The organism is Paenarthrobacter sp. NPDC092416 (assembly GCF_044755025.1).
Classification (GTDB): Bacteria; Actinomycetota; Actinomycetes; order Actinomycetales; family Micrococcaceae; genus Arthrobacter.
The window spans coordinates 23,915-45,258 of record NZ_JBIVQG010000013.1; the positions used below are offsets into that span (position 1 = coordinate 23,915).

General features: G+C 63.3%; 28 protein-coding genes. 12 read left to right on the top strand and 16 right to left on the bottom strand.

The annotated features are described in order from the left end of the window. Positions 1–79: 79 nt before the first annotated feature. Together ACIQC5_RS19745 and ACIQC5_RS19750 are read right to left on the bottom strand one after the other, a co-directional pair. A complete protein-coding gene (locus ACIQC5_RS19745) occupies positions 80–2,236 on the bottom strand; it encodes a copper-translocating P-type ATPase (protein ID WP_400286309.1) in 2,157 nt (718 codons plus the stop codon). A gap of 63 nt (positions 2,237–2,299) precedes the next feature. Then, entirely contained in the window at positions 2,300–2,605 is a 306-nt protein-coding gene (locus ACIQC5_RS19750; RefSeq protein ID WP_400286312.1) for a heavy-metal-associated domain-containing protein, read from the bottom strand. 146 nt (positions 2,606–2,751) lie between these two features. Between ACIQC5_RS19750 and ACIQC5_RS19755 the strand changes: the two genes are divergently transcribed. Continuing rightward, complete coding sequence (locus ACIQC5_RS19755) at positions 2,752–3,237, top strand: hypothetical protein (protein ID WP_400286314.1); 486 nt, start codon at positions 2,752–2,754, stop codon at positions 3,235–3,237. Positions 3,238–3,326: 89 nt separating this feature from the next. On the opposite strand, the gene ACIQC5_RS19760 is transcribed toward ACIQC5_RS19755, so the two are convergent. The 8 genes from ACIQC5_RS19760 to ACIQC5_RS19795 all read right to left on the bottom strand — a co-directional run bounded on the left by ACIQC5_RS19760 (position 3,327) and on the right by ACIQC5_RS19795 (position 9,602). Next, a complete protein-coding gene (locus ACIQC5_RS19760; RefSeq protein ID WP_400286316.1) occupies positions 3,327–3,662 on the bottom strand; it encodes a YnfA family protein in 336 nt (111 codons plus the stop codon). Positions 3,663–3,686: 24 nt separating this feature from the next. Then, positions 3,687–4,511, bottom strand: coding sequence for a sulfite exporter TauE/SafE family protein (locus ACIQC5_RS19765; RefSeq protein ID WP_400286319.1), 825 nt, complete (start codon positions 4,509–4,511; stop codon positions 3,687–3,689). Between the two features lie 67 nt (positions 4,512–4,578). Beyond that, positions 4,579–4,995 carry a low molecular weight phosphatase family protein gene (locus ACIQC5_RS19770; RefSeq protein ID WP_400286322.1) on the bottom strand — a complete coding sequence of 139 codons (417 nt, stop codon included), beginning with the start codon at positions 4,993–4,995 and terminating at the stop codon, positions 4,579–4,581. Next, positions 4,995–5,651 (bottom strand): arsenate reductase ArsC, encoded by a 657-nt coding sequence (locus tag ACIQC5_RS19775; protein ID WP_400286325.1) that lies wholly within the window; start codon positions 5,649–5,651, stop codon positions 4,995–4,997. The genes ACIQC5_RS19770 and ACIQC5_RS19775 overlap by 1 nt, the downstream gene beginning before the upstream one ends. 60 nt (positions 5,652–5,711) lie before the next feature. Beyond that, positions 5,712–7,106, bottom strand: a complete 1,395-nt coding sequence (locus ACIQC5_RS19780) for an FAD-dependent oxidoreductase (protein WP_400286328.1) — start codon at positions 7,104–7,106, stop codon at positions 5,712–5,714. A gap of 181 nt (positions 7,107–7,287) precedes the next feature. Then, positions 7,288–8,289: a thioredoxin-disulfide reductase gene (gene trxB, locus ACIQC5_RS19785; protein ID WP_400286331.1), complete on the bottom strand. Its 1,002-nt coding sequence runs from the start codon at positions 8,287–8,289 to the stop codon at positions 7,288–7,290. A gap of 33 nt (positions 8,290–8,322) precedes the next feature. Beyond that, entirely contained in the window at positions 8,323–8,745 is a 423-nt protein-coding gene (locus tag ACIQC5_RS19790) for an arsenate reductase ArsC (protein ID WP_400286333.1), read from the bottom strand. A gap of 182 nt (positions 8,746–8,927) precedes the next feature. Next, the gene (locus ACIQC5_RS19795; protein WP_400286335.1) at positions 8,928–9,602 is read right to left on the bottom strand and encodes a metalloregulator ArsR/SmtB family transcription factor; all 675 of its coding nucleotides are present in this window, start codon (positions 9,600–9,602) and stop codon (positions 8,928–8,930) included. A gap of 46 nt (positions 9,603–9,648) precedes the next feature. On the opposite strand from ACIQC5_RS19795, the gene ACIQC5_RS19800 reads away from it, so the two are divergent. The 3 genes from ACIQC5_RS19800 (at position 9,649) to ACIQC5_RS19810 (ending at position 11,348) form a co-directional block, all read left to right on the top strand. Continuing rightward, positions 9,649–10,389, top strand: a complete 741-nt coding sequence (locus ACIQC5_RS19800; protein WP_400286338.1) for an aquaporin — start codon at positions 9,649–9,651, stop codon at positions 10,387–10,389. Between the two features lie 75 nt (positions 10,390–10,464). After that, positions 10,465–10,815: an ArsR/SmtB family transcription factor gene (locus ACIQC5_RS19805; protein ID WP_400286341.1), complete on the top strand. Its 351-nt coding sequence runs from the start codon at positions 10,465–10,467 to the stop codon at positions 10,813–10,815. A gap of 23 nt (positions 10,816–10,838) precedes the next feature. Continuing rightward, on the top strand, positions 10,839–11,348 hold the full coding sequence (locus ACIQC5_RS19810; RefSeq protein ID WP_400286344.1) for a GNAT family N-acetyltransferase: 510 nt from the start codon (positions 10,839–10,841) through the stop codon (positions 11,346–11,348). Between the two features lie 159 nt (positions 11,349–11,507). Here ACIQC5_RS19810 and ACIQC5_RS19815 read toward each other — a convergent pair whose 3' ends face one another. From ACIQC5_RS19815 to ACIQC5_RS19840, 6 genes are all read right to left on the bottom strand, one after another. Beyond that, positions 11,508–11,786 carry a hypothetical protein gene (locus ACIQC5_RS19815; RefSeq protein ID WP_400286346.1) on the bottom strand — a complete coding sequence of 93 codons (279 nt, stop codon included), beginning with the start codon at positions 11,784–11,786 and terminating at the stop codon, positions 11,508–11,510. A 25-nt stretch (positions 11,787–11,811) separates the two neighbouring features. Beyond that, positions 11,812–12,141, bottom strand: coding sequence for a hypothetical protein (locus ACIQC5_RS19820; RefSeq protein WP_400286349.1), 330 nt, complete (start codon positions 12,139–12,141; stop codon positions 11,812–11,814). Positions 12,142–12,634: 493 nt separating this feature from the next. Beyond that, positions 12,635–13,228 carry a DUF305 domain-containing protein gene (locus tag ACIQC5_RS19825; RefSeq protein ID WP_228145621.1) on the bottom strand — a complete coding sequence of 198 codons (594 nt, stop codon included), beginning with the start codon at positions 13,226–13,228 and terminating at the stop codon, positions 12,635–12,637. A gap of 79 nt (positions 13,229–13,307) precedes the next feature. Next, positions 13,308–13,718 carry a four-helix bundle copper-binding protein gene (locus ACIQC5_RS19830; protein WP_069695278.1) on the bottom strand — a complete coding sequence of 137 codons (411 nt, stop codon included), beginning with the start codon at positions 13,716–13,718 and terminating at the stop codon, positions 13,308–13,310. A 144-nt stretch (positions 13,719–13,862) separates the two neighbouring features. Continuing rightward, positions 13,863–14,255: a hypothetical protein gene (locus ACIQC5_RS19835; protein ID WP_139126785.1), complete on the bottom strand. Its 393-nt coding sequence runs from the start codon at positions 14,253–14,255 to the stop codon at positions 13,863–13,865. A gap of 174 nt (positions 14,256–14,429) precedes the next feature. Continuing rightward, the gene (locus ACIQC5_RS19840; protein ID WP_069695276.1) at positions 14,430–15,656 is read right to left on the bottom strand and encodes an IS110 family transposase; all 1,227 of its coding nucleotides are present in this window, start codon (positions 15,654–15,656) and stop codon (positions 14,430–14,432) included. A gap of 513 nt (positions 15,657–16,169) precedes the next feature. On the opposite strand from ACIQC5_RS19840, the gene ACIQC5_RS19845 reads away from it, so the two are divergent. From ACIQC5_RS19845 to ACIQC5_RS19880, 8 genes are all read left to right on the top strand, one after another. Continuing rightward, positions 16,170–17,516 carry a ParB/RepB/Spo0J family partition protein gene (locus ACIQC5_RS19845; protein WP_400286353.1) on the top strand — a complete coding sequence of 449 codons (1,347 nt, stop codon included), beginning with the start codon at positions 16,170–16,172 and terminating at the stop codon, positions 17,514–17,516. Positions 17,517–17,791: 275 nt separating this feature from the next. Beyond that, positions 17,792–18,160: a hypothetical protein gene (locus tag ACIQC5_RS19850; protein ID WP_400286356.1), complete on the top strand. Its 369-nt coding sequence runs from the start codon at positions 17,792–17,794 to the stop codon at positions 18,158–18,160. Between the two features lie 523 nt (positions 18,161–18,683). Next, positions 18,684–18,962, top strand: coding sequence for a glutaredoxin family protein (locus ACIQC5_RS19855; RefSeq protein WP_400286358.1), 279 nt, complete (start codon positions 18,684–18,686; stop codon positions 18,960–18,962). Further along, the gene (locus ACIQC5_RS19860) at positions 18,959–19,282 is read left to right on the top strand and encodes a hypothetical protein (protein ID WP_400286361.1); all 324 of its coding nucleotides are present in this window, start codon (positions 18,959–18,961) and stop codon (positions 19,280–19,282) included. The genes ACIQC5_RS19855 and ACIQC5_RS19860 overlap by 4 nt, the downstream gene beginning before the upstream one ends. Continuing rightward, complete coding sequence (locus ACIQC5_RS19865; protein ID WP_400286364.1) at positions 19,279–20,115, top strand: single-stranded DNA-binding protein; 837 nt, start codon at positions 19,279–19,281, stop codon at positions 20,113–20,115. The genes ACIQC5_RS19860 and ACIQC5_RS19865 overlap by 4 nt, the downstream gene beginning before the upstream one ends. Before the next feature lie 72 nt (positions 20,116–20,187). Then, positions 20,188–20,448: a hypothetical protein gene (locus ACIQC5_RS19870; RefSeq protein WP_400286367.1), complete on the top strand. Its 261-nt coding sequence runs from the start codon at positions 20,188–20,190 to the stop codon at positions 20,446–20,448. Then, positions 20,445–21,035 (top strand): thermonuclease family protein, encoded by a 591-nt coding sequence (locus ACIQC5_RS19875; RefSeq protein WP_400286370.1) that lies wholly within the window; start codon positions 20,445–20,447, stop codon positions 21,033–21,035. Before ACIQC5_RS19870 ends, ACIQC5_RS19875 begins: the two co-directional genes overlap by 4 nt. A gap of 40 nt (positions 21,036–21,075) precedes the next feature. Then, positions 21,076–21,336 (top strand): chemotaxis protein, encoded by a 261-nt coding sequence (locus tag ACIQC5_RS19880; protein WP_400286373.1) that lies wholly within the window; start codon positions 21,076–21,078, stop codon positions 21,334–21,336. Positions 21,337–21,344 lie beyond the last annotated feature (8 nt).

The following is a 21,344-nucleotide window of genomic DNA, read 5'->3' on the forward strand; positions in this document are numbered from 1 at the left end:
CGGTTTTCATTGTTTCAGCATGCCGGCACCGCCGCTGTACCGGGATGGTTTGAGAGCGGCGGTGCCGGTGCTTGTTGGGTCAACGGACCTGGGACGGGTTCAGTTTCACCCGCCGGAGCAGTTGGGCGTTCAGGGCGACGACGATTGTAGAGACTGACATCAGCACCGCGCCCGCAGCCGGGGAGAGCACGATCCCGGCGAAGGCCAGTACGCCCGCAGCCAGCGGGACGGCGATGACGTTGTATCCGGTGGCCCACACCAGGTTCTGCCACATTTTCGCGTAGCTTGCCCTGGACAGGTCTACCATGGACAGCACCGCCCGCGGGTCGTTGCCGGCCAGGATCACCCCAGCCGATTCCATGGCCACGTCGGTGCCGGCTCCGATGGCGATGCCGACCTCGGCGCGTGCCAGGGCGGGGGAGTCGTTGACCCCGTCACCGACCATGGCAACCTTCAGGCCCCGGGCCTGCAGTTCGGCGACTTTCTTGTCCTTGTCCGCTGGAAGGACTTCAGCGAAGACCTCATCGATGTTCAGCTCCGCTCCCACCGCGGTGGCTACCTGGGTGGCGTCTCCGGTGATCATGGCGACCATAACGCCCCTGCTTTGCAAGGCCGCCACAGCCTGGCGGGACTCGGGTCGGATGGCGTCTTCGAGGCTGACGGCGCCCAGGATGCGGTCACCGTCGATGACATGGAGCACGGCGGCGCCGCGTCCCATCCACTCCCGGGTTGCGGCGGCCAGGGATTCGGGTTCGGTGAGCCTGAGTTCGCGCAGCAGTGCCGGACCGCCGACCTGGACGGTGCGGCCGTCGATCGTGGCGCGCACTCCCCGCCCTGTCATGGAGGTGAAACCGGTGGCGTTCGGCAGCTGCAGGCCCTTGTGGTGGGCTGCGCGGACGATGGCCCGGGCCACGGGGTGTTCGCTGTCGGATTCGACGGCTGCGGCCAGGGCCAGCAGGTCATCGGTGCCGTCACCGTCGGAGGTGGCCGTGCTGCTGACTTCAGGTTCTCCTTTGGTCAAGGTGCCGGTCTTGTCGAAGAGCACGACGTCGATGGTGCGCATCCGTTCCAGTGCGATCCGGTCCTTGATCAGCACTCCGGCCCGGGCGGCTTGCTCAGTGGAGATCGCTATCACCAGCGGAATGGCCAGGCCCAGCGCGTGAGGGCAGGCGATGACCAAGACCGTGACCATGCGGGTCACGGCTTCGGGCAGGCTACCCAGCAAGGTCCATGCGATGAAGGTGATGACACCGGCGATGGTGGCGAAGTAGAAAAGGAACGCAGCGGCCCGGTCCGCGAGGGCCTGGGCCTTCGAGGACGAGGCCTGGGCTTCGGCCACCAGACGTTGAATTCCCGCCAGGGCGGTGTCATCCCCGACCGCTGTCACGGTTACCCGGACGGTGTTGTCAGTGGCCACAGTTCCTGCCACGACAGGATCCCCGACGCTTCTGGTCACCGTCTTGGATTCGCCGGTGATCATGGATTCATCAAACTCGGCCTGCCCCTCCGCGATGGTCCCGTCAGCGGGCATCCGCGCCCCGGACCGGACCAGGACCTTATCCCCGGTCCGGAGATCGGAGACTGAGACGGTTTCCACTCCGGTGTCGGTGATGCGTTCTGCTTCGTCCGGCAACAACGCGGCCAGGGCGTCCAACGCGCCTTGGGCTGAGCCGAGGGCCCGCATTTCGATCCAGTGACCCAGCAGCATGATGGCTACCAGCAGTGCCAGTTCCCACCAGAAGTCCAGATCGAAGTTCCCGATCCGCAGGCTGGTCGCCCAGGAAGCCGCGAAGGCGACTGAGATGGCCATGCTTATCAGCAGCATCATGCCCGGTTGCCGGGACTTGAGTTCATTCAGCCCGCCCTTGAGGAAGGGCATGCCTCCGTAGAGGAAGATCACCGTTCCAAGGACGGGTGGTATCCAGGCCGAGCCCGGGAATTCCGGCGGCATGTACCCGAGGAGGTGTCCGAACATGGGGCTGAAATAGACGACCGGGACCGACAGTGCCAGGGTCAGCCAGAACCTATCTTTGAACATGGCCGTGCTGTGCCCGGCGTGCTGGCCGTGGCTGTGCACGGCATGATCGTCGCGGTCCTCGCGGCCCTGCACATGGCCGTGATGCTGATGGGCGGCTGGCCCTGTCCCCTCCACCTTGCGTGAGGGGACCGCCGAGTCGTCCCGGTCCGCTTCACCGACCGGTGACGGATGATGGTGATGATGGTCGTGCTCTGCCATGGTGTACTCCTCCAAATACGGCCGCGGTATCGCACATAGCGCTGCAGGCCGAGTGGGTTCGAGCTACTTAGTCAGGCTGTATCCAGCCGAGATGACGGCGTCCCGGATCTCCGAGGTCCCTGCGGGGCCGGAAACGATCAGCCGGGAGAGACCGCCGGGGACGAGTTCAACGGTCGCTGTGTCAACCCCGTCAATGGCAGTGACGGCCTTTTCGACGGTGGCAACGCAGCCGCCACAGGTCAGGCCTTCAACGGCGTACTCAACGCCGGCGGTCTTTTCGGCGGGAGTCTCACGGGAATTCGTGGAGCAGCAACCGCAGCCCGATCCGGAGGATGTCAGAGGCAGTTCGGTACGTGATGGTGTTTGCATGTCAGTTCCATTCATTGCAGAAGATGCGATGGGTGTTGTGGTTGAACGGTTGTAAAGAGGGACCCTCAGGGCCTCCGCGACAGACCACTCACTGACAACACGGCAACTATACCCCCGGGGGGTATGGTTGGCAAGAGCTTAGCCGGGTGCGTGACAGTAAGGTCTTGAGGCATCCGGCAGGGGAGGCCATTCTTGAAGAAACCGGAACCGAGGAGACCGCGATGGAACACATCCTTCCCGCCGCAGAACCGGCGGGAATCACGACAGCACTGCTCGCCGTCCTGACCCATATCGACACGGTGGGCTTCCACGGCATCGCCACCGCGCTGACCGGGTCAGAACCCAAAATCGACCGCAACTGGGCACCTCTGATCCGTAACGCACGCATCGCCGTAGCCGTGACGGCGTGGCCTGATGAGCTCCGACCAGCCGCGGAGCGATTCGTGGCCTCGGTCGAACAGCTGACCCCTGTCCTGGAACGCCGCGATACCGCCGGAGTTGCAGAACCGGCGAAAGAACTCCACATCGCCTACCACGCACTCAGCGACGCCGGTTGGGGCTACCTTGCCTCAGCTGCGGGGATCCCTGGAGGTGAGGAACACGGCCACGGCGCCCAGCACGGAAGCCACTAGCGCCGACGCTCGAGATGGTGAGTATGTCAACTGTTCTTGGCCCCGGGATGACGGGTAAATCTGGCCGCAAATGAGGGGTTTGTATGAGTTCAGGTGTTGCGGGGCGCGAACATGATTACGGCGACGCCGATAAGGCAGATCACTGATCCAGTGATGTCCCAGCGGTCGGGCCGGAACCGATCGATGATCATGCCCCAGGCCAACGAGCCGGCTACGAAGACGCCGCCGTAGGCGGCAAGGATTCTGCCGAAGTGCGCGTCGGGCTGGAGTGTGGCGGCGAAGCCGTAGATCCCCAGGGCGATCACACCGAGACCGGCCCACCACCAGGCTTTGCCTTCCCTGACTGATTGCCAAACGAGCCAGGCGCCGCCTATTTCAGCGATAGCGGCGAGGACAAATAACAGGACGGATTTGGCGATGGTCATGGCCTCATCCTGTCAGTTTGATGGTCAGTCGTGGTTCCAGACCTTGATGGAGGACAGCAGTAGGAGCAGGACCAGCAGCGGGATGAGTACCAGCGAGGGGATGACGCCGAGCATGAGCCCGCCGATGATGGTTCCGGTGATGGAGCCCAGGGTCATGGTGACCAAGAACGGCTTGTTTTGGCCGAGCACGGAGAAGCTTTTATCCCTGCTGAATCGGGCGAATGCGACGAGCATTGTGGGGAGTGAAACGGCCAGGGAGAGGCTGCCGGCGATTTTGATGTCGGTGCCATAGAGCAACACGATCGTGGGGATCAGCAGTTCCCCGCCAGCAACGCCCATGAGCGCGGCGACGACGCCGATGATGATCCCCGCTCCGATGCCGGCAATGGTCCGCGGGGCCTCCGGCAGTGCGAGCGGATCAACGGCGAAGAAATGCGTGTAGAACAGTAGAGCCGCGATGAGCACCAGCAGCACCGCGATGACACGGTAGAGGGTCTTGGATCTCAGCTTCGTGGCCCAGTGAGCGCCTGCCCAGGCCCCCACCAGGCTTCCGGCCAGAAGATTCAAGACGATAAACCAGTACGGGGACAGGTCCCCGAACGGGATCGCGAAAAGTCGTGCCGGCAATGCGGTGACGACCACGATCAGGCTCATGGCCTTGTTCATGATGATGGCCTGCAGCGCCGCGAAGCCAAACACGCCGATCAGCAAGGGCAACCGGAACTCGGCGCCGCCCAAACCGATCATGCCTCCCAACACACCGATGATGGCACCGGTGAGAAAAACCAGAGGCAAGTTGTGTTGTCGTGCCGTTCCCGGAGTCAACGTCGGCAGGGCGGTGCTGTTCATAAGTGAAAATTATCAGCTGCGCGATCTGGAACGTCGGGGCAGGAGCCGCTGGGCAGTCACAATGACACTAATTGCCTGCCAGATCGGTGTAGAGCTGGTGGACGCGGGTTTTGATGTCGTCCCGGACCAGGCGCATGCGTTCCATGCCTTCGATGCCTCGGGTGGAGGGTTCGTCGGTTTCCCAGATCTCGAAGCGTTTCCCGGCAGGTGCGTCGAGTTTGGCTTCGGTGCCGAGGACGATGACGGCGTCCACGAGGTTCAGGACCTCGTCGGTGACGGGTTTGGGGTATTCGCCGGTGACGTCGATGCCCAGCTCCGTTAGCGAGTCCACGGCTTGGCCGTTCAGGGATGCGGCTGGTTTGGTGCCTGCGGAGTAGACGGTGATGTTGTCCCCGGCGAGGTCGCGCATGAGACCTGCGGCGAGTTGGGATTTGCCGCCGTTCTTGCTGCAGACGAAGAGGACCGCGGGGTGTTCGGTTGTCATTAGAGTGCTGCTTCTTTCGTGAGGGAGGCGACCAGGGTTTTGACCCGGTCGTGGATCTGGTCGCGGATGTCCCGGACGGTTTCCAGGGATTGGCCTGCGGGGTCTGTGAGGTCCCAGTCTTCGTAGCGTTTGCCGGGGTAGATCGGGCATGAGTCCCCGCAGCCCATGGTGATGACGACGTCGGAAGCCCGCACCACGTCATCGGTGAGGGGTTTGGGGTATTCCTTGCCCAGGTCCAGGCCCATCTCGTTCATCACGGTCACGACGGTCGCATCCAGTTCGGAGGCCGGGAGGGAGCCGGCGGAGCGGACCCGGATCCTGCCCTTGGCTTCGACGTTCAGCAGAGCGGCGGCCATTTGGGACCGGCCGGCGTTCTGGACGCAGACGAACAACACTTCGGGCACGTCGGAGACGATGGCGCCCTTGGATTTGGCCAGGGCGTGGAGCCTGTCGTTGGCGAAGTGTTCGGTGGTCGCGGGCAGGTAGGCGCTGATCTTCGCGGTCCTGGCCAGGGCGGTGTAGGACTCGAAGACGTAGCGTTCGACGGTTTCGGCCGCGAACGTTCCGGCGTAGCGGTCGGCGAGGCGGTTGCTGATCCGGTGCAGGACTTCGGTGTTGTCCTGCAGTCCCAGCGTTGTTTCCTGGTGATCGGTCATGGCAGTACTCCCTAGGGGTGGGTCCGGCTCGATGATGACTGGCGCTGTGAGTTAGGTGGGTCAGTTGTCGGAGGAGCGGCCGTGGGCAAGGCCGGTCGGGAACCCGACGAACGCTGGTTCCGGTGCGGCGCAGCACCCTCCCTGCGACTCAGGCTCCTGCGATGTCTTAGGGGTGGTTGCTGCGGCGGGGACGTCGCAGCTCGTGCCGGCGTCCGCGGAGCAGACCCCGGTTTCGGGCAGTTCGAGGTGGACGGTGTCTGCTGCGGCCTGGTCGCCGGCGAGGGCGGCAGCCACGGAGCGGACCTGTTCGTAGCCGGTGGCCAGCAGGAACGTCGGTGCCCTTCCGTAGGACTTCATCCCGACAATGTAGAAGTCCTTCTCCGGGTGGGCCAGAACCTTGGCGCCGTGCGCTGGGACGGTGCCGCAGGAGTGGAACTCAGGGTCGATCAGCGGGCCGAGCTCGATCGGTGCTTCCACTGCCGGGTCCAGGTTCAGGCGCAGTTCCCGCAGGACCTCCAGATCGGGTCGGAACCCGGTGCAGGGCACGATGACGTCAGTCTCGACGGTGCGCCCGTCCACGGCTTCGACCGTGACGTGCGTGTCGAGGGTTTTCAGGGCGGCGATGCCGAAGCTGGTGTGGAGTTCGATGGTTCCGGCTTCGACGAGGCGGCGGAGCCGGGAGCCGAGCTGGCCGCGGGCGGGCAGGCCGTCGGCGTCCCCGCCTCCGTAGACCTTTTCCGCTGACGCGCCACGGACGGCCCAAATGATCGTAGTGCCGGGTTCTTCCTTGGCCAGGTCGGCGAGGTTGATTAGGGTGTTCGCAGCGGAGTGGCCGGCGCCGACGACGAGGACGCGGCGGCCGGCGAACGCGGCACGGTCCCGCCCAATAACGTCGGGCAGGGGTGAGGAGATCCGGTCAGCTGCGGTGGTCTCGCCGATGGCGGGCAGGCCGGAGGTTCCGAGGGGGTTGCGGGTGGACCAGGTCCCGGAGGCGTCGATGACGGCGGCGACGACATGGTCGCGAACTTCGCCGCCGTCGTGCTCGACGCGGACGACGAACGGGGTGGTGTCGCGGTCCCGGACATGGGTTTTGTCCATGCCCTGCCGGGTGACGGCGATGACGCGGGCGCCGGTCTGGAGCCGGGGGCCGATTGCCGGGGTGGCGGCCAGCGGGGTGAGGTAGTGGTCGATGAGTTCGCCGCCGTAGGGCAGTGCTGTGGGGCGGGGGGACTCCCAGCCGGTGGGTTCGAGCAGGCGCACGGCGGCGTCGTCGAGGTTGAACCGCCACGGGGAGAACAGCCGGATGTGGCGCCATTGTTCAATGGCGGCACCGGCGGTGGGTCCGGCTTCGAAGATGACCGGTTCGAGGCCGCGTTCGAGCAGGTGTGCGGCGGTGGCCAAACCGATGGGTCCTGCGCCGATCACGGCGACGGGAAGGTTCTTCACTGAATCCATGCTGTCCTCTGTTCTTTTCCGTTGGTGCGGTGGTTTCGGGTTGGGTGCCTGCCGGTCCTTGTGGGTCCGGCAGGCCGGGGGTGGTGCTGTTCAGCAGCAGTCCAGATCGTCCTCGTCGCAGCAGCCCGTGTCGGTGCAGCATCCGGTGTCCATCCAGTTCACCCCCTCCCGTATTGGCTGGTTAGGCGTGGGTTGGTTCTTCAACCAAGGCGGTGGCGATGCTTTCGGCATCTTCCAGCGCGGCCAGGAACCGTTCGGCGTCCAACGCGGCGGCGCATCCGGTGCCCGCGGCGGTAATGGCCTGCCGGTAGCGGTGATCCACCGCGTCACCGCAGGCGAAGACACCCGAGAGGTTGGTGACCGTGGTGGGTGAGTCGACCTTGATGTAGCCCTCAGCGTCCAGATCGACCTGCCCGGTGACCAGTTCGGTGCGGGGCACATGTCCGATGGCGACAAAGATGCCGGTGGCGTCCTGTTCGCGGGTTTCCCCGCTGCGGGTGTCCGTCAGGGTGACACCGGTGACCTTGGTATCGCCGTGGATCTTGGTGATCGCGGAATTCCAGGCGAAGCTGATCTTGGGGTTGTCCTTGGCGCGCTGGGCCATGATCCGGGAAGCGCGGAGCTCGTCTTTGCGGACGACGACGGTGACTGTCCTGGCGAAGCGGGTCAGGAAGGTCGCTTCCTCCATGGCGGAGTCACCGCCGCCGACGACGATGATGTCCTGCTCGCGGAAGAAGAACCCGTCGCAGGTGGCACACCAGGACACCCCGTGGCCGCTGAGCTTCTTCTCTTCCGGCAGGCCAAGCTCTTTGTAGGCCGACCCGGTGGCGAGGATAACCGCCGGTGCCTCGTGCGTGTTACCGGCGCCGATGACCACGCGCTTGAGGTGACCGGTCAGATCGACCTCGGTGACGTCGTCGAACACGATCCGGGCGCCGAACTTCTCGGCCTGTTCCTGGAGCCCATCCATCAGCTCCGGGCCCTGAACACCGCCCGGGAAGCCGGGGAAGTTCTCCACCTCGGTGGTGTTCATCAACGCGCCACCGGCGGTGACCGAACCGGCCAGGACCAACGGGGTCAACCCGGCCCGGGCGGCATAAATCGCGGCCGTGTAACCGGCGGGGCCGGAGCCGATGATGATCAGCTGTTCTGTCTGGACGTCGGTACTGGCGTCGGTGCTCACGGAAGTCTCTCCTGGTGCTCGAAAAAAGATGGGTTACTTGGCGGCCGGGACCAGCGAGGCGATCAGGGCCTCGATGCGGGTCTTGATCTCGTCGCGGATCGGACGGACAGCGGCCACGCCCTGGCCGGCGGGGTCTTCAAGGACCCAGTCCTCGTAGCGCTTGCCGGGGAAGTACGGGCATTCATCGCCGCAGCCCATGGTGATCACGACGTCGGATTCCTTCACGGCCTCGGTGGTGAGGACCTTCGGGATCTCGGCGGACATGTCGATGCCTAGCTCGGCCATTGCCTCAACGGCGGCCGGGTTGACCTTGTCCGCGGGCTGCGAGCCGGCGGAGCGGACCTCGATGGCCCCGTCGGACAGGGTGGTCAGAAACGCGGCGGCCATCTGGGACCGGCCGGCGTTATGGACACAGACGAACAAGACGGAAGGCTTCTTGATGGTTTCGGCGCTCACGGGTTTCTCCTGGGATCAGTTGGGTGAGGGGGTAGGGAACTCTCTGAATCTCTGTCCGCTCCGTTGAAGCAGCACCGGCCCTGATATTGATGCTTGTCGATATATGGAGTATCGGACAGTAGATTGATGATTGTCAATATTTAGCTTGGAAGGCTTCCCGTAGGCGCCCGGTCGCCCTTGGTTCAGGCGGCGTGCAGGCGGGGAGCGAGGTCGTTGATACGGGCAGACAAGTCCGTGAAGGCGGTCTCGAAGGCGTCTTCATTGTTCAGCCGCAGGGGGTCGGGCACGGACCAGTGGATTCCACCGAGGCCGGCCAGTTCCTCATGGGCGTTGTCGCAGACGGTCACGATGAAATCATCGGCGGCCGCCACCTGATCCAGTTGGCGCGGGGTCAGTTGGTCAAGATCGACGCCGTGGCGGCGGGCCACGGCTACAGCGCCCTCGGCAATGCGCTCGGCCGGATGGGTTCCGGCCGAGATGGAGGGGATGTCGCTGACCTGGCGCCAGAGCGCGGTCGCCAGCTGGGAACGGGCGCTGTTGCGGGTGCAGATGAACAGCACGCGTCGTGCTGCGTGCTCACGCCCGGGCGCCAGTCCGTCAAGGGCCCCGGCTGCGAGCCGGAAGTAGCTGCGCCGCTTGTCCGCTTCCGAGCGGTGGCGGGTAGCGAGCCCGGCTTCCTCAAGGCTGCGCAGGTGGTGCGAGAGCAGGTTCGAGGGCATCCCCAGTTCGGCCTGCAGCTCCGTCGGCGACAAGTCCCCTAGGGTCAACAGGTCCACGATGCGAAGGCGGGCAGGATCGGCGAGGGCGGCATGCTTTGCAACCCGCGCCCGAAAGATGTTCATCTGCTCAGTATCCATTGACTCAATTTTGACTGAGATACTTTCTTCGGTCAAGCTGGTTGCCATGACTTCACACCAGCCGCCGTTGTGGCGCCGCGCCGTCGCCGAACTGCTCGGCACCGCTTTGCTTGTCTCCATCGTCGTGGGCTCGGGGATCGCCGCAGCCCAGCTTTCACCCAATGATGTGGGCTTGCAGTTGCTGCAGAACAGCACAGCGACCGTGCTCGGGTTGACCGTTCTGATCCTCGTGTTCGGGCCGGTCAGTGGAGCGCACTTCAACCCCGTTGTGTCCCTGGTCGACTGGTTCCTGGGCAGGAGTACCCGAACCGGCCTGTCGCTGGCCGAAGTTGGAACCTACGTGATCGCGCAGGTCATCGGTGCGATCGGCGGCAGTGTGCTCGCCAACGCCATGTTCGAGGTCGGCACCTCCATCTCGGTCAAGGACCGCGCCACCAGCGGGCATCTGCTTGGCGAAGTCGTCGCCACTGCTGGATTGATCGTGTTGATTTTCGCGCTGGCGGCCACCAACCGCGGCGCTCTCGCGGCCCCTGCGGTGGGCGCTTACATCGGCGCGGCCTACTGGTTCACCTCCTCGACGTCTTTCGCCAACCCGGCAGTGACTGTCGGGCGCATCTTCAGCGATACCTTCGCCGGTATCGCGCCCGGATCCGTTCCAGGGTTCGTGGTGGCGCAGCTGATCGGCGCTGCGTTGGGCATCGGCGTCCTGGCGCTGCTGTTCCCGACAGCATCTCGCGCCGCGGACGACATCGTCATTCCGCACTCGCTGGAGAAAACCGGGGCCTAGTCATCCGCTGACGGAAGCGGCGGGCCACTTGCCCGACTACATTGATGATGGTCAATATTCGGGCATAATGGATAAATGAACGCACTGCCCGTCCTCGAACCAGCCACGGATGAATCCTGCTGCGCCCCGGCCTCGGCGCCTGCGCTGGGCGCTGAAGAAGCCAAGCAGAAAGCGCTGGTCTTCAAGGCCCTGGCAGACCCGAACCGGCTGCGGCTGCTCTCCATCGTCAAGGCCGAGGCCTCCGGGGAATCCTGCGTCTGTGACCTCACCGAGCCCCTGGACCTGGGCCAGCCCACCGTGTCCCACCACCTGAAGATCCTGGTTGAGGCCGGACTGCTGCACCGCGAAAAGCGTGGCACCTGGGCCTACTACTCCCTCGTCCCGGGCGCCCTGGACGACGTCGCCGGGATCCTGGCCGCACTATGAGCCACGGCTTCACCGTTCGTCACATGGACCCGGCCGACTGGCCCGCGGTCCAGCGGATCTTCCAGGAGGGCATCGACACCGGGCACTCGACGTTCGAATCGACTACCCCTGACTGGGAATCCTTCGACGCATCCCGGCTCCAGGCACACCGACTGGTTGCCGAAACCACAGATCAGGGTGTTCTGGGTTGGGCGGCAGTTTCGGCCGTCTCGGCCCGGCCCGTCTACGCCGGCGTCGTCGAACACTCCGTCTACGTGGCCGCTGATGCCCGCGGACTCGGGCTCGGAAAAGCCCTCCTGCAAGCCCTCATCGACTCCACCGAACGCGCCGGCATCTGGACCATCCAATCCAGCATCTTCCCCGAGAACCACTCCAGCCTCCGGATCCACGAAACCGCCGGCTTCCGGATCATCGGACACCGGAGCCGGATCGCCAGAATGACCCACGGCCCCGCCGCCGGCCAATGGCGCGACACCCTGATGCTTGAACGTCGTTCCGCACTGGACGCATCGACGTCATCAGGCGCCAACTAGGAAAACCAGGCCTACTCGCCGAAAACCCACATGGTGGTCCGCCAGCACGCCGGGGGCGGTGTGGACGGCTTGCACGGCCAATGGGGACAGCTTTGAGCTGTGCGGAGGGCTCCACCTGGCCCCCAGTGGGCACAACCCGTCCACCGCGAATCGCAGGGGTTACCGGTTTTGGAGATGCGGTGGCAGTTCGACGTCGGCGGGATCGAGTTCGGGTCTGGTGCGGAGCAGCGTGATCGGGTGGCGGTAGGACTTGCCTGTCCATGCGAGGTCGGACGCGATCTCCACCACGAACGGTTCGACCAACGTCGGCCGCACCGTCCCCTTGTCTTTGCTGAACCTGTTCAGCGACGTTTCGGTGATCTCTTCGGTCCAGGGATGCCCTGGCTGCGCCGGTCGGAGCTGGTGAACCAGCTCCGACGCGGTCTTTGTTGAAAGCAAGGTGGAGCGGCTGGAATACCCCTGGTCAGAAGGTGGTGTACTCCACGGATGATGTCTTCCAGAGCTCTGTCGCTGTCCTCAGAGCGGAATCAACGTCTTCGCCCCTGACGGAGAAGGTCGTTTCAATATCCTGGTCCGTCCAGGTGAAAACCACCGACAACGCTCCTGCGGCGACTTTGTGATCAACCCAAAATGAGGTGGTCCAGAAGTTGTTGTGCCCCTCATGCGTGACAATTTCAGCTGTGGAACGCCCGGAGCCATCTTGATCAACAGCCAGTAGAGGGCCCTCGGCTGGAGAATTCCGCAGATAGGCGCCGACCTGGCGATCGATGTCCCGCTGCTGCTCGAGTGTCAACGGGCCCTTAAATCTGACGCTTATCTGAACCCATAAACCAAAGGGGTAAACCTCAGCGAAGCCCAGGCTGCAGCCGGCTCCGTTCAGAAGAATAGAGCCCCTGCCAGCCACAAAGCCCGGTTGCCAGTTGTACGGTCTCCTGGGCATTGGGGCTCCTAACAAGTAACCAGACGGGTCGGGGTGTTTCTCGATTTTGTATTGGTTGTGATGATAAGACCTGTCACCTGCAGCATCCAGCAAACCCGTCCGTGGGTGCCGCTCATGCCGTCCTGGTGGGCTCCAAACAGGTTGACGCAGTCACTCGCTGCGCTCCATCCAGTTGTTGGGCGTCCTCTCCGCTTCGCTCCGTGGCCGGCTGTTGGGCGTCCTCTCCGCTTCGCTCCGTGGCCGGCTGTTGGGCCCGGTCCCGACGTCGCAGAGCTCCGCCGTGCCCGGACCTGGTGTGTCTACGACGATGCTCCTATAGTCGTCAAAATTGGCGTAGTGGTCGGCGTCAGTCTGACTTGTACCTTTCGAGGATCGCCTTCATCTGGGTGATTTCTTCCTGTTGGGATTTCACGATGGAGTCGCACAGGGTGATGATTTCCGGGTCGGTGATATTCGATTCCTCGCAGACGAGTAATGCCCGGGAATGATGGGGGATCATGGATTTGAGGAACTGTTCGTTGCCGACGAAGGTTTCTGTGCGGCCCAGTGCGAACACGGCGACGAAGAGTACGGCGAAGCCGATCAGCATGGCGATGTTGGCTTTTCTGTTCTTGAACATGGACCACATGCCGATGATCATGACGACGGCCATCGCGGACACCATCAGCAACGCCATCCAAAAATTGCTCAGGTTGAAGTAGAAGTGGTCGATCGAGCGGATCATTGACATCGACAGGACCCACATCAACGCCAGGCTGATCAGCAGTATCAGGGCGAATTTGAGATACATCCTGGATGAGTGGTGGCCGGTTTTGTCGTCTCGGGCGCGTGGGCCGCTGCTGTGGGTTTCTGATTCTCGGTGCTGGTGGCTGGGTTGCTGCTGCTCGTGCCCGGCGGCGCTAACGCGAGGGGAGTCTGGCTGGTTTTGCGGGGTACTCATGTGAGTTTCCTTCATGTGCGTGGCCCCTTCCCTACACAAATCCGGGGCGGGAAGGGGCGCCAAGGCGTAGGCGGGGCGACTAGCCCAGCGAGGAGAGGAGCTCGTGGCACGCTGTTTCACAGCGGCGGCAGGCTTCGGCGCAGATCTTGCAGTGCTCATGCATTTGGGCGTGGCGTTCACATTCATCTGCGCATGCCTTGCAGGCGGTGCGGCATGCTTCGAGGACTGCCCGGGTGATGTTGGCGTCGTACCCGGTGTGCCGGGACAGGACGTTGCCTGTCGTTGCGCAGATGTCGGCGCAGTCCATATTGGTGCGAATGCACTTGGTCAGCTCGGCCACCATGTCCTCGCTCAGGCAGGCATCGGCGCAGGCCGTGCAGGTCTGTGCGCATTCGAAGCATGCCTGGATGCACTCGGCGAGTTTTTCCTGATCCACTCCGCCCAGGTCCTTGGGGTAGGTTGCGAGCATGGGGGTTACGTGATGCGTCATTGTCTTATCTCCCTGTTTAAATACAGCAGTCCGTTACTACTGCTGTGAAGCGATTTATTGGGTCTGCTCTGTGCAGCCCCGGGTTTCCTCAGCCGGCTAATAGCCGCTGATCCGGTTACGGTCGGGTCATCGCTGTACGGAGATTTATGTCCTGCTGATCGATAGGACCGTCAAAGACGGTCTGAGGTGATCGAGTCGTTCCAAAGCGGGGTCAAACCAACCAGGCGGGACGTAATCCGGCCGGTATTCCCCCGTCTCGATCAGTGTGGAGGCCGCAGCCACTTTCTCGGGCAGAAGCCGGAGGGTTTGGGCGACCATCATTTGGGTCCCGTGCTGATCGCTGCAGCAGGCGCGCTGAGACTCCGGCAGGTCAGACGCTGCGGTGACGGCCGTTGCTGCTGAAGCAGTGAGTTCATGGACCTCGGCGGTGACCATCTGATGGGAACTGATTCCCATGGCGTTCGGGTGCTTCATCAGCAGGCAAAGCGCCGCGCACAGGCTGAATGAGAAGACCAGCAACAGCGACACGGTCAGCACCCCGCACAGCATTCGCCTGCTGGGTTGCGTAGCGTCAATTACTGATGCTGAGATAGGTCATCCCCTCCGGTCTTGCCGGTCTAAAGCCACTTTAACCCTAGTAAATGATCAGCATACTTACCAGTGTTGAGGCTCTTTCGGCGAGCTGCTCGGCTACGGCCGTTCGTCTTTTGTTCAGACGGCCGCCGCTGCGGATTGATCCCCTAGCCATTGCCGGTAGGTGGTCGCAAGGGTGTCGTTGCGGAGGAGTCCTCGTTCCAGGAGGGAAATTTTCGAGGGCCATTGGCCGAGTTCGCGGGCTGCGGTTGTGATGGTGCAACCGAGTGTGGTGCGCGTCTGCCGGAGATCGCTGTTGTCCGGTGCTGGCTGGGGGTTGGTGATCTGGCGGTAGATTTCCCGGGCGGCGTAGCGTTTGAGGCAGCGCATGATTTCCCGTTTGCTCTTGCCTTCCGCGGTGCGTTTGGCCACGTACTCCTTCGTCCTTTGGCACGATGCCATCCGGACCAGGACCACTTGATAGAGGGCGTGATTGGCGTTGCGGTCCCCGCCTCGGCTGAGCCGGTGGCGGGTTGTTTTGCCTGACGATGCCGGTACGGGGGCGACCCCGACGAGGGAGGCGAACTGGGCTTCGTTTCCCAACCGGTCCGGGTTGTCTCCGACGGTGACCAGCAGCTGGCTGGCCACGTCGGTGCCGACGCCTGGCAGGTCGCAGAGCATCGGGGCGTAGGCTTCGATGATTTCCTGGAGTGCGGCATCCGCCTCAGCGATCTCTGTGGCCAGGGACTGGCAGCGCGTGGCGAGGGCTTTTAGCGTCAGAAGGGTCACGTACTCCGGGTCAGCCATGTGTCCCGATGGTCTCGTGCGCTGCAGGGCAGTGATCAGGGCGGAAGTGGCCATTGCCCGGTACTTCGCCCGGAGTCTGTCCGGGGCTGAAACGAGGAGTCCCTTGATCTGGTTGATGGCTGCGGTACGTGCCTTGAGCGCGGAGGCGCGCCCAGCGCGCAGGACCCGCAGGCATTCAACGGGGCCGTCCTTGGCTTTCGGGACCGACGTCGCCCGTCCCTCGAGTACCGACTTTGCAGCCTGGTAGGCATCCAGCGGATCGGACTTGCCCCGTAGCCGCCGCGCGGCCCGGTTCGGTCGGTTCACTTCCAGCACCGTCAGCCCGGCGGCCCGGAGGGTCCGGGCGAGCTCGGCGCCGTAGGAGCCGGTTCCTTCGATCCCGACGGCGGTGACCGTTCCATGGCTGGTGATGAAGTCGAGGATTTTCCGGTATCCGGATCCCACGGCCAGGAATTCCTTGTCCGCGAGGGGTTTGCCGTGTTCGTTTATGACGGCTACGTGGTGTGTGTCGGCGTGGGTGTCGATACCCGCGATGACTTTGATTGGTTCGTTTGCCAAGATGGAAATTGCCCCTCAGTCGCGTCGAATGCTGATTGATCGGGCGCGGGCCAGGTGGGCAGACAAAACGGTAATGGGACTGGTCGAATCAGGCTCCTATAAAGTCATGTCCGCCTGGCTCGACACCCTTTGACGGACCTTGAGCCGGCTGACAGATCGTCGGAAAGACAGTGCCGGCAGGCACGTCAGTTTTTGGGTGGGCCACGCCGGCTCAAGGACTTTTCCAGTATTACCGTTTTTTGGCTGCTGTCCTTCGGATTCTATGTGTCCGCTCCACCCCGTCTAGCCCCTCCTTCGTCGGGGCCTGCGGTGCAGGAAATGTCCCTCCGGCGCTCCTGCGTCGCTTATTTCCTTGAGGGAATTTCCCACCCCTTGCCCTGTGGGTAGACAGGCTTCCGTCGGCCACAGCTCCGCAAGCTTCGCCAGCAGCCAAAAAACAACGGGGGAGGAACCCAAGCAGCTGGCCGGGTCACACCGCCCCCTTCACCAATCCTCTGCAAAGGACACACAACCATGAACGCAACACCCACGCTCGAAATGCTCGACCCCACCACCCTGACCGTGGACACCAACGTCCGCAAAGAAGCCGGACTCACCAAGGAGTTCGTAGCCAGCATCAAAGAACACGGCGTGCTTGTGCCCGTCGTCGCCCACCGGACCGAGGACGGAACCGTGCACGTCCTGATGGGACAGCGCCGCACCCTCGGAGCCATCGAAGCAGGAGTCACGCCCATTCCCGTACTCGTCGGTGCCACTCCCGAGGAAGCGGAACGACTCGCCACGCAGGTAGTGGAGAACGACCACCGCAGCGCACTCACCGACGGCGACCGTGCCGAAGCGTTCCACCAAATGGCACTGCTGGGAGTGAACGCCAGCGTCATCGCCCGGAAGATGGGAGCCAAGAAAGCACTGGTGGAAACCGCGCTGAAGGTCAAAGCGAACGCCACCGCCTCACAGGCACTGGACCAAGGCCTGACGCTGGAACAGTCCGCCGTGATCGAGGAATTCGCAGACGATGCCAACACCGTGGCCATCCTCGAACGCCTCGCCACCGAGAACCCCGGCAACTTCGCCCACCGGGCGCAGCGGCTCCGCGACGAACGCAAGAACAACGCCCTGCTCGCCGAAGCCTGCGCCGAGGCTGCCGCCAAAGGTCTCACCGTGCTGGAAGAAGACCCCGGCTACTACGACTACAAAGGAGCCGCCGCGCTGATCTCCACACTGACCACCGCCGAGGGCGAACGCCTCAGCGAGGCGGACGCCGACGCGGTTCACATCGGCATCGGATACAGCGGTCTGGTGACGCGGTTCGCCGTCGCTGACTGGAAGGGACGTGGACTGCGGAAGGACGGCAAAGCCCCGGCAGGAGGCATGACCGAGGAGGAAAAGGCCGCACGACGGGAGGTCATTGAAAACAACAAAGCCATGGATTCGGCCGAAGTCGTACGGAGGGACTTCGTCAAAACCTTGCTGGCCCGCAAGGCCCTGCCAAAGAACGCCCAGAAGTTTATCGCCCACACGATCGCCCATTCGGCCTACATCCTGACCAAGGCCTTGAATAAGACCGGACTCACGGCCGAGCTGCTGGGCACCGGTACCGGGTACGGCGAGTTCACCGCCTACGTCGACAAGCCCACCACCAAACCCGAAACAGTCACCCTCGCCACCATGATCACCGCCTACGAGGCAAACATCGACCGCACGAGCTGGCGGACCCGCCACAGCGACACCCGCTACTACCTCACCCAGCTCACGGCCTGGGGATACGAGGCCAGCGACGTCGAAAAGATCATCCTCACCGACCCCGAAACAGAAACCGAGGAGACCACGGAAAGCGCGGACGAACCAGAAGCCGCCTAAACCCCCTTGCCGGGTGGAACCCCCACCGCCCGGCAAGGCCCCCGGCCACTCACCACGGACAGGGCCGGGAACCTCCCACACGTCGGGCGGTCCGCCGCCCAGGGCGAACCACAGCAGCCCATCACCAGCGGCGGACCGCCGTTCAACGCCACCAAGCACACACCCACCAACAGCCGCGCCTAGCCGGCTACCGGGCTACTCCATCGACTCACCACCGGGAAGTTTGTCAGAGGCCACCGATAGGTTCATCCCAAGGCGCCACGACAGGAGCCACTATGACCAAGCCACCAATACCCGACAATCTCATCACCGACTTCGTGAACAGCGCCTTCGCCGACACGTTCGACTGGTCACTGTTGGCAATGATGCTGACCAATACCGCGCTGGTGGCTTTATACGTCAGGTCGGCCATGTTCTTCCGGGGAAGACACTCGTCAGCATCGAGGGCTCCTCAGTCGATGGACCTGGCATTCGGCCTTGCCATCGCGATGCCCCTCGCCGGACTCCTTGTCTTGGGCCGCAGCGGGCTCGGATGGGGGCTAATCATTGGAGGTTTCGCGCTGGTCATCGGCCTGGTCCTCTGGGGCACTGCGCGCGGCACACCAAGTGAAACCAGCCCGGCACCCATGGTGAGGATCCGCTAGACTGAACCACAGATTTCCTTTTGCAGAGGGAAAACGAAGGGCCGGCACTCAGTGCCGGCCCTTCACCCTTTAACCCGGAAACACCAGCTGATGAATCCACCAATGCGGGCCCAGTGCTCCACCAGCTCCGGCGACCCAACCAGGATCAGTTCGCTACCCAGAGCAGAACGACCGGCCATGTGCCCCATGGGCCAAGACCACCGCTCCCGGACCACCACACGCTGGGGATCAGTTCCTTTCAGCCGGGACGACACACTGGGGCACGTAGAAACACCTGACGCAGGGACCAGAACCCCATGTCCAGGGAAGCTGTTAAAAGAAGCCGGGGGAGTCACGCTGGACTACTGCCGGAAAGACCAATCCCGCCTCCCGAAGCACTCACTTTTTCCGCAACAAAAATGGGATAAAAACCCCTAGATTACGGGTTAAAAGCCTTTAAATCCGAGTGGATAATTGCTAGAATTGAAGTAGCAAGTCAGCCAGACGAACCTAACTAAAACTGATACGAAACGCAGGACTGAAAATGACTACTTCAATCACCGATTACACGGTTTACACCAAGCCAGGTTGCCCGAACTGCGACCGCACCATGGAGTACTTCGACTCCAAAGGCATCACCTACACTCCCGTGGACATCACCGAAGTGCCGGCCGCGCTGGAGTACATCACCGCTGAGCTTGGCTACTCCCAGGCACCCGTTGTCGTGAACAACTCCGATGACCAGGACCACTGGTCCGGCCTGCGCCGCGACAAACTCGTCCACGCCGCTATGAACCACGCACCCGCCCAGGAGGCATCATGAACGAGGCACCCATCACCGCCGAGACCATCACCGCGATCCTGGACCAGCTCCGTGTTCCCGTCGAACTGCACACCGATCCGCAACTGCAGGCTATTGCCTACGGCTTCGCCTTTCTGAACGCCCCGGCCACCCCGGCGGAGGCACGCTTCTACAACGCCACGACCTCCTTCTACAGCGAAGAGGACCTCGATGAAGGGTTTCCTGCACGGTACGAAGTCAACAACCGGGACCTGATGGCAGAACAACTCTCCTACCGGGCCAGCATCCGTATCGGCGAACTCGCGCACAGCGACGCCGACGATGCGGTGAACCTCCGATGAGGCAGCCGCACCCCGTCGACGGATTCACCATCAGTCCCCGGAAATACGTGGACCTCGAGGAATTCGGCCGTATCGGCAACCCCTCCGGCGTCATCAACGTCCCCGCCCCGGACCCCTACGAGCCCGCAGCCGTGAACTATTCGATGATCACCGCCGACCTGCCGCCGTGGCCGATCGGGACCATCTGGGATCCCTACGCAGAGGATCCCGACATCGCAGGCCAGTACCAAACCGAACAACCCGACGAAACAGCGCCTCAGAACGAAACCACAACACACACCGAGAACACGAACAGCACGCGAGGAAAAGGAACCATCATGGCCGGCGAAACCACCATCACAGTCATCGGAAACCTCACCAACGACCCCGAGCTGCGCTTCACCCCCTCCGGATCCGCAGTCGCGAATTTCACCATCGCCTCCACGCCCAGGACCTTCGACCGCCAGTCCAACGAATGGAAGGACGGAGAGACGCTTTTCCTCCGCGCCAGCGTCTGGCGGGAAGCAGCAGAGAACGTCGCCGAGTCCCTGACCAAAGGCACCCGCGTCATCGTCTCCGGCCGGCTCAAGTCCCGGTCCTATGAGACCAAAGAAGGCGAAAAGCGCACCGTGATCGAACTCGAAGTAGACGAAATCGGCCCGTCCCTGCGATACGCCAATGCCAAGGTCAACCGCACCCAGCGCAGCAACAACCAGGGCGAAGGAAACGCCGGAGGGTTCGGCAACCAGAACAACACCAGCCAACCCGCCCAGCAGGACGATCCATGGGCCGCGAACTCCCAGACCAACGCAGGGTCCTGGGGCAACGGCCCGGACTCCGAACCCCCGTTCTAACCATCAGTTTGTCTGGGCCTCAACCGGGGCCCGACACGTCCTCTGAAACGCGCCAGGAGCATTGCAGAGCACATGAAGAAGTCCAGCGAGAAGAAGGGCCCCTACTTCACCGAAGAGGACCTGCAACAGATCCGCGCAGCCGTCCAAACCGTCGGGAAGCTCGAAGGCTATGCGTCCATCACGGACTTCGTTGAAGCAGCCGCCCACCGGGAACTGCGTCGGCTGCAGCGCAAGTACAACAACGGACAAAAATGGCCCGGAGTGGAAGCCGGTAAGCTCCGCCCAGGACGACGCACCAGAGCCGAAACGGCAGCGAAGGAGGACCACCCATGAACGACCCCCGCTCCAAGTGCCGGCTACTGTTCCGGGCCGTCGTGACCGTTCTTTCCCTGACTGGGTGCACGGCCCAGGGCGGACCACAGGTTGTTCCTGCCGGCGGCCCGGCACCGCTGCAGGAAGTCCCCTGCGACGCTACGGGTACGGCGGCGCGGCCGCCGGCACTTCCGGCCGGGACCAGCGGACCGTACCAGGTGGAGAAAGTTGTCGATGGGGACACCATCCGGATCAGCTGCAACGGCACCAGCACCCGCGTCAGGCTCGTGGGGATCAACGCCCCGGAGAGCGTCAAAGAGAACGCACCGGTCGAATGCGGCGGGCCCGAAGCGTCGGCATTCCTGCACGCACTCCTGGACGGGAACCAAGTGTTCCTGGCAGCGGACCCCGGCCAAGGGGTCCGCGATCAGTACGACCGGCTTCTTGCCTACGTCTGGACGACGGACGGTGCCCTGGTCAACAGGTCCATCGTGGAGCAAGGCCACGCCGAGGCGACCGGATACGGGAAGTCCTTCGCGTACAGCAAGGACTTCACTACGGCTGCCGACGAGGCCAGAAAGAATGGGGTGGGCAGATGGGCCTGCTGAGATCACCGGAAACACGCCAGCGACTTGTTAGGGAAACATCATGGCCGTCGTTCTGATCTTCGTCGCAACATTCGCAGTTGTCGCCCTGGGCGGCTGGATCATCTACGCACTCACGCACCCGGTGGCCGCCGGCCAAGGGATCCTGATCTTCCTCTGCAAGGCAGCCGGGGTCATTGCGTTGATCACGGCCGTGGTGGCCTGGCTCGGTCAGAGTCTGCTCCAGGCAGTGCCGCCGGCGGTGTTCATGGTTGCCTTCTTCGTCGCCGCTAACCGGCTCGAACGCCGCTGGCGCCGCTGGTGAACCAGGCA

Excerpts from the sequence above, each read along its gene's own strand:
- ACIQC5_RS19745 (WP_400286309.1), bottom strand. The coding sequence starts at position 2,236 with ATGGCAGAGCACGACCATCATCACCATCATCCGTCACCGGTCGGTGAA.
- ACIQC5_RS19750 (WP_400286312.1), bottom strand. The coding sequence starts at position 2,605 with ATGCAAACACCATCACGTACCGAACTGCCTCTGACATCCTCCGGATCG.
- ACIQC5_RS19760 (WP_400286316.1), bottom strand. The coding sequence starts at position 3,662 with ATGACCATCGCCAAATCCGTCCTGTTATTTGTCCTCGCCGCTATCGCT.
- ACIQC5_RS19765 (WP_400286319.1), bottom strand. The coding sequence starts at position 4,511 with ATGAACAGCACCGCCCTGCCGACGTTGACTCCGGGAACGGCACGACAA.
- ACIQC5_RS19770 (WP_400286322.1), bottom strand. The coding sequence starts at position 4,995 with ATGACAACCGAACACCCCGCGGTCCTCTTCGTCTGCAGCAAGAACGGC.
- ACIQC5_RS19775 (WP_400286325.1), bottom strand. The coding sequence starts at position 5,651 with ATGACCGATCACCAGGAAACAACGCTGGGACTGCAGGACAACACCGAA.
- ACIQC5_RS19780 (WP_400286328.1), bottom strand. The coding sequence starts at position 7,106 with ATGGATTCAGTGAAGAACCTTCCCGTCGCCGTGATCGGCGCAGGACCC.
- ACIQC5_RS19795 (WP_400286335.1), bottom strand. The coding sequence starts at position 9,602 with ATGGATACTGAGCAGATGAACATCTTTCGGGCGCGGGTTGCAAAGCAT.
- ACIQC5_RS19800 (WP_400286338.1), top strand. The coding sequence starts at position 9,649 with ATGACTTCACACCAGCCGCCGTTGTGGCGCCGCGCCGTCGCCGAACTG.
- ACIQC5_RS19805 (WP_400286341.1), top strand. The coding sequence starts at position 10,465 with ATGAACGCACTGCCCGTCCTCGAACCAGCCACGGATGAATCCTGCTGC.
- ACIQC5_RS19810 (WP_400286344.1), top strand. The coding sequence starts at position 10,839 with ATGGACCCGGCCGACTGGCCCGCGGTCCAGCGGATCTTCCAGGAGGGC.
- ACIQC5_RS19825 (WP_228145621.1), bottom strand. The coding sequence starts at position 13,228 with ATGAGTACCCCGCAAAACCAGCCAGACTCCCCTCGCGTTAGCGCCGCC.
- ACIQC5_RS19830 (WP_069695278.1), bottom strand. The coding sequence starts at position 13,718 with ATGACGCATCACGTAACCCCCATGCTCGCAACCTACCCCAAGGACCTG.
- ACIQC5_RS19845 (WP_400286353.1), top strand. The coding sequence starts at position 16,170 with ATGAACGCAACACCCACGCTCGAAATGCTCGACCCCACCACCCTGACC.
- ACIQC5_RS19850 (WP_400286356.1), top strand. The coding sequence starts at position 17,792 with ATGACCAAGCCACCAATACCCGACAATCTCATCACCGACTTCGTGAAC.
- ACIQC5_RS19855 (WP_400286358.1), top strand. The coding sequence starts at position 18,684 with ATGACTACTTCAATCACCGATTACACGGTTTACACCAAGCCAGGTTGC.
- ACIQC5_RS19860 (WP_400286361.1), top strand. The coding sequence starts at position 18,959 with ATGAACGAGGCACCCATCACCGCCGAGACCATCACCGCGATCCTGGAC.
- ACIQC5_RS19865 (WP_400286364.1), top strand. The coding sequence starts at position 19,279 with ATGAGGCAGCCGCACCCCGTCGACGGATTCACCATCAGTCCCCGGAAA.
- ACIQC5_RS19870 (WP_400286367.1), top strand. The coding sequence starts at position 20,188 with ATGAAGAAGTCCAGCGAGAAGAAGGGCCCCTACTTCACCGAAGAGGAC.
- ACIQC5_RS19875 (WP_400286370.1), top strand. The coding sequence starts at position 20,445 with ATGAACGACCCCCGCTCCAAGTGCCGGCTACTGTTCCGGGCCGTCGTG.
- ACIQC5_RS19880 (WP_400286373.1), top strand. The coding sequence starts at position 21,076 with ATGGCCGTCGTTCTGATCTTCGTCGCAACATTCGCAGTTGTCGCCCTG.